Source organism: Streptomyces sp. NPDC059564 (assembly GCF_042735575.1).
Lineage (GTDB): Bacteria > Actinomycetota > Actinomycetes > Streptomycetales > Streptomycetaceae > Streptomyces.
In genome coordinates this window covers 1-5,940 of record NZ_JBHWBP010000428.1, presented here as the reverse complement: position 1 = coordinate 5,940, position 5,940 = coordinate 1, and the positions used below count along the sequence as shown (strand labels likewise).

At 74.6% G+C, this 5,940-nt stretch carries 5 protein-coding genes; all 5 read left to right on the top strand.

All coding sequences use genetic code 11. The features are described 5' to 3' along the window. On the top strand, nucleotides 1-1,690 hold a 1,690-nt coding region (locus ACFV0Q_RS37305), incomplete at its 5' end, for an ATP-binding protein (protein WP_385011883.1). A gap of 200 nt (nucleotides 1,691-1,890) precedes the next feature. Next, nucleotides 1,891-2,310, top strand: a complete 420-nt coding sequence (locus ACFV0Q_RS37300) for an SAV_915 family protein (protein WP_385011882.1) — start codon at nucleotides 1,891-1,893, stop codon at nucleotides 2,308-2,310. Between the two features lie 13 nt (nucleotides 2,311-2,323). Beyond that, a complete protein-coding gene (gene lysA, locus ACFV0Q_RS37295; protein ID WP_385011879.1) occupies nucleotides 2,324-3,661 on the top strand; it encodes a diaminopimelate decarboxylase in 1,338 nt (445 codons plus the stop codon). A gap of 97 nt (nucleotides 3,662-3,758) precedes the next feature. Then, nucleotides 3,759-4,376: a dihydrofolate reductase family protein gene (locus ACFV0Q_RS37290; RefSeq protein WP_385011877.1), complete on the top strand. Its 618-nt coding sequence runs from the start codon at nucleotides 3,759-3,761 to the stop codon at nucleotides 4,374-4,376. A 156-nt stretch (nucleotides 4,377-4,532) separates the two neighbouring features. Further along, nucleotides 4,533-5,940, top strand: a 1,408-nt coding sequence (locus ACFV0Q_RS37285; protein WP_385011876.1) for a hypothetical protein, incomplete at its 3' end; no start/stop codon positions are given.

Below are 5,940 nucleotides of genomic sequence, written 5' to 3'. Positions count from 1 at the left end.
GCGCACCCTGGTCGAGGACCTCGGCGGCACGTTCCACCACGTCATAGGCGACAACGTGCCCGACGCGCTGCTGGAGTTCGCGCGCGGGTGCAACGCCACCCAGATCGTCCTCGGTGTCAGCCGCCGCCGCTCCTGGCAGTCCGTCTTCAGGCCCGGCGTGAGCGCCACCGTCGCCCGGGAGTCCGGGCCCGACCTCGACGTCCACATCGTCACGCACGACGAGGCGGCCAAGGGCCGGGGCCTGCCGGTCGCCCGCGGGGCGCGCCTGGGCCGGCACCGGCTGATCTGGGGCTGGCTGACCGGCGTCGTCGGCCCCGTGCTGCTCACCGTCCTGCTGAACCAGGTCGTTCCCGACCTCGGGCTCGCCAACGACATGCTGCTGTTCCTGACCTTCACGGTGGCGGCGGCCCTGCTCGGCGGACTGCTGCCCGCGCTGGCCTCGGCGGCCTTCGGGTCGTTGCTGCTGAACTTCTTCTACACGCCGCCGCTGCACGAGTTCACCGTCTCCGACCCGAAGAACATCGTCGCCATCGCGATCTTCGTCGGGGTCGCGGTGTCCGTCGCCTCCGTGGTGGACCTGGCGGCCCGCCGCACCCACCAGGCCGCCCGGCTGCGGGCCGAGTCCGAGATCCTGTCCTTCCTCGCCGGCAGCGTCCTGCGCGGGGAGAACTCCCTCGACGCCCTCCTCGAACGGCTCCGCGAGACCTTCGCGATGCAGTCGGTCGTCCTCCTGGAGCGCACCTCCGAGGTCGACCCCTGGACGACGGCGGCGGCCGTCGGCACCGGACCGGTCGGCCGCCCCGAGGACGCGGACGTCGACCTGCCGATAGGCGACACCATGGCCCTGGCGCTGACCGGGCGGGTCCTGCCCGCCGAGGACCGCCGCGTCCTCGGGGCGTTCGCCGCCCAGGCGGCCGTCGTACTCGACCGTCAGCGCCTGGTCGACGAGGCGGGCAGGGCGCGCGAGCTCGCCGAGGCCAACCGCATCCGGACGGCCCTGCTCGCCGCGGTCAGCCACGACCTGCGGACCCCGCTCGCCGGCATCAAGGCGTCCGTCACCTCCCTGCGTTCGGCCGACGTCGAATGGTCCGAGGAGGACCGGGCGGACCTGCTGGAAGGCATCGAGGACGGCGCCGACCGGCTCTCCGCGCTGATCGGGAACCTCCTCGACATGTCCCGCCTCAACACCGGCACCGTCGTCCCGCTGATCCGCGAGACCGACCTGGACGAGGTCGTCCCGATGGCCCTGGGCGGCGTACCGGAGGACAGCGTGGAGCTCGACATCCCCGAGACGCTGCCGATGGTCGCCGTCGACCGCGGGCTGCTGGAGCGGGCCGTCGCCAACATCGTGGAGAACGCCGTCAAGTACAGCCCCGGCGGGCGGCCCGTCAACGTTTCCGCCAGCGCCCTGCGCGACCGCGTCGAGCTGCGCGTCGTCGACCGCGGGCCCGGGGTCCCCGACGAGGCGAAGGAGCGCATCTTCGAGCCGTTCCAGCGCCACGGCGACGCCCCGCGCGGGGCCGGGGTCGGCCTCGGCCTCGCCGTCGCCCGGGGCTTCACGGAGGCCATGGGCGGCTCCCTCGCCGCGGAGGACACCCCGGGCGGCGGCCTCACGATGGTCCTGACCCTGCCCATGACGCGCGGCAGCGTGCGGGCGACGCCCGAACTCCCGAGCTCGGCGGTCACCTGACTCCGGCCCGGCGGCCGGCTCCCCGATCGGGTGGCGTCCGCGGGAGGGGCGCCGTCAACAGCGCGTCAGCGCTGGGGGAAATCCCGTCAAGCATGCGTCAGCGCCGGGGACGGTGCCGGTTCCGCGGGCATACCTTCGCCGGAGCGCGACCGGCCCTCCCGCCGGGGCGCCACCACACGCTCGCCACCCGGAGGAACAGCATGTCGAGCACCGACCGCACCGAAGACCCCGAACCCTGCGAACCCGTCCCGGCCGGACCCCTCCACGTCCCCGTCCGGCCGGGACCCGCGGGCTGCACGGCCCGCTTCTTCCGTACCCCTCCCGGAGAGCGGACCGCCGTCGGTTTCACCTCCGTGGAGCGGCTCACCGCCACGCTGGGTGCGGACCAGCCGTGGATCAGGCTCTCGGAGCCGGCGCTGCGCGCCCTGGCCCGGCCGCTGGGCATCGGGCTCCTCACGGTGGACCCCCAGCTCTGCGCCCCCGCCACCACGCCCGAGCCCGCGCCCGCCGGCGCGGAGCCGCTGCCCGCCCGCCGCGACCGGGATCCCCGGCGGGCCGGCGTCCTGCGCGTGGCCGGCGCCGCCGCGGTCGTCTCCTGCCCGCACCTCCTGATCGGCTGAAGGGCCCGCCTCCGTGTCTGTCACCTTCCCCGCCGCCGCGCCCGCGCCGGCCTCCGCGGACCTCTCCGTCTGGCCCGCCTCGGCCCGGGCGGCCTCCGACGGCGACGTCACCGTCGCCGGGGTCTCCCTCGCCGCGGCCGCCGACCGGTTCGGCACCCCGCTCTACCTCCTGGACGAGGGCGAGGTCCGCGACCGCTGCCGCGCCTACCGCGCTGCCTTCCCCGACGCGGACGTCGTCTACGCCGCCAAGGCCTTCCTCTGCCGGGCCGTGGTCCGCTGGGCCGAGGACGAGGGCCTGGGCCTGGACGTCTGCTCCGCCGGGGAACTGGGCCTCGCCACCTCCGCCGGTTTCCCGCCCGGCCGGATCGTCCTGCACGGCAACGCCAAGAGCCCCGAGGACCTGTACGCCGCCGTCCGGCTCGGGGTCGGCCGCATCGTCCTCGACAGCGCGCCGGAGATCGCCCGGCTGGCCGCCCTCGTGCCGGAGGGCGACCGCCGGCAGGTCATGGTCCGGGTCGTGCCGGGCATCGCGGCGGGCGGCCACGCCAAGATCCGGACGGGTACGGGGGACCAGAAGTTCGGGCTCTCCGTCACGGACGGCTCGGCCCAGCACGCCATCGCCCGGATCCTGGCCCGGCCCCGCCTGGAACTCGTGGGACTGCACTGCCACATCGGATCGCAGATCACCTCGGTCAAGCCGTACGTCGCCGCCGTGCGCCGGATGGTCGGCCTGATGACCCAGGTGCGGGACCACCACGGTCTGGAGCTGCCCCAGCTGAACATCGGCGGCGGGCACGGCATCGCGTACCGCCCCGGGGAAGCCGCCCTGGACCCGGCCGCGCTGGCCGTCCGGGTCCGGGCCGAGCTGGAGGACGGCTGCGCGCACGCGAAGCTGCCCGTGCCGCGGCTGACCGTCGAACCCGGCCGCGCCCTCGTCGGCCCGGCCGGAGTGGCCGTCTACCGGGTGCTCACCGTCAAGGAGACCTCGGGGCGTACCTTCGTCGCCGTCGACGGCGGGATGAGCGACAACCCCCGGCCGGCGCTGTACGGGGTCCGGTACGCGCCCCTGCTGATCGGCCGCCGTCCGACGGCCGCGCCCGCCGTCGTCACGGTGGTGGGGCGGCACTGCGAGGCGGGTGACGTCCTCGCGGAGGACGTGGCGCTGCCCGGCGACGTCCGCCCCGGCGACCTCCTCGCGGTGCCCGCGGCCGGCGCGTACCACCTGTCCATGGCGTCCGGCTACAACCTGGTCGGCCGGCCGCCGGTGGTCGCGGTCCGGGACGGCTCGGCGCGGCTGCTCGTACGCCGCGAATCCCTGGACGACATGAGCCGCCGGGACGTCGGCCTCTAGACCCTGTCGGCGTCGCCGTGCCGCCGGGGGTTTCGGGCGGGTGTGCCGTCTACTGGGACGGACGACCCAGGACCGGCCCCGTACGCCAGGAGCACCCATGAGGAAGATCGCCGCGCAGCTGTTCGTCTCGCTCGACGGGGTGGTGGAGGCCCCCGACCAGTGGCACTTCCCCTACTTCAACGAGGAGATGGGCGCGGCCGTCGACGCCACCCTCGGTACCGCCGACACGCTGCTCCTCGGCCGCAAGACCTACGACAGCTTCGCCGGCGCCTGGCCCGGCCGTGAGGAGGCGGGCGGTGAGGACGCCTCCTTCGCGAAGCTCCTCGGCGACGCCCGCAAGATCGTCGTGTCACGGGGCGCGCCCGAGTTCACCTGGCGCAACTCCGAGCCCCTCGCCGGCCCGCTGACCGAGGCGGTCGCCGCGCTGAAGGCCGAACCGGCCGGCGGCACCGTCTGGGTCAGCGGCTCGGTGTCCGTCGTCCGCCGGCTGCTGGCCGCGGGCCTGCTGGACCGGCTCAACCTGCTGGTCCACCCGATCGTGGTCGGCAAGGGCATGCGCCTGTTCGCCGAGGGGGAGCCCCCGATTCCGCTGAACCTGCTCTCCTGCACGACCTTCCGTACGGGCGTCCTGAACCTGTTCTACGGTCCGGCCGCCGAGCCCGCCGCCGCCACCTACGCCGACGCCAAGGCCCACCTCCCGCAGCACGAGGCGTAGTCACCGGCGCCGCACATGGATGAAGTTTCAACCGCCTTCCGCCAGAGGCGAGTTGGCCGGAACCCGGGATGACCGCCGCACCGCGCACATGACATGATCGACCTTCACGTTACTTGTCAGTAACAGCTCCTCCCCCCAAGAAGGTCACACATTCACGTGCGCATGCTCACCCGACGCCTCCTGCTCCCCGGCCTGACCACCCTCACGCTCGCCGCCACCGGCTGCTCCACCACGCCCCACACCGGCGCCGCCGGGGAGGCGGGCCCCGCCGCCGCCGCTTCGCAGGCCGACGGCAGCACCCGGCAACTGGACGTGGACGCCGCGCCGCAGGGGTCGTCCGCGCCGACCGCCATCGCCCGCACCCGGACCGGCAAGGACCAGCCCGAGAAGGCCTCGCTGAAGGTCGCCTCGTACGACAAGGCGAGCGGACGGGCCGTCATATCCAAGGCCCCGCCCGCCCCGCAGGGTCCCTCCGCCTCCCCGGGCCGCTCCTCCGCCGCACCCGAAGCGCCCGTCGCGGTGGGCGACGTCATCGCCAGCGCCCCGGCGCCCGGCGCCCCGGACGGCCTGCTCGCGAAGGTCACCGAGGTCGTCGGGAAGACCGAGCGCGGCACCGAGGTCAAGACCGCTTCCACGACGCTGGCCTCCGTCCTCAAGGAGGACAAGGCCGACGGCAAGGTGCCGGTCGACCCGGCCACCGTCCGGGTCGAGCCCCTGCTGAAGGGCGTCACCGTCTCCTGGGCGAAGGGCGAGGGCCTGCGGTCCGGACCCCACGGCGCACAGCTCCCCCTCGGCAACCTGCGGCTCGACGTGAACGCCGCCGTGGACACCGCCGAAGGCGCCCCCGCCTCGGCCGGAGCCGCCGTGTCGGGCTTCGTCCAGCTCGCCCCCCAGGTGGAGTTCTCCTACAACGGCGGGCCCGGCGCCGGTCCGGGCGCGGCCTTCCTCGGCATGAGCGGCGACTGGTCCTCGCAGTGGGAGCTCAAGGGCCGCGCCGCCGCGAGCACCGGTGCGCCCAAGCGCATCCCGTTCGCGAAGCTGCACAGCGATCCCGTCATCCAGGTGGGCCCGGTGCCCGTCGTCGTCAACCTCGATCTGACCTGCTACGTCCAGGTCGAGGCGGACGGCCGCGTCACCCTCGACGTACGGCAGGACGTGACGGGCGACTTCCGCGTCGGCGGCGGTTACGCGTCGGGCAAGGGCTGGACCCCGGTCAGCACCTCGGCCGTGCGCAGCACCCCGGTGAAGGCGGAGGTCACCGCCGCCGGGAAGGTCAAGGCCGCACTCGGCGCCGAGGCCTCCGTCGGCCTGTACGGGGCCGTCGGCGTCACCGCCGACTTCGCGCCCTACCTGCGGGGCGAGGCCGACGCCAAGGCGACGGCGTCGAGCGACGGCAAGACCTCGGCGACCGGTACGTGGGCACTGCACGGCGGCTTCGACCTGAACGGGCAACTCCAGCTCGGGCTGTCGCTGTTCGGCACCCCGGTCGTCGAACGCCGCATCCCGCAGGGCAGCCTCCACCGCGAGTGGCCCCTCGCCGGTGGCCACGCCGGCTCCAGACAGG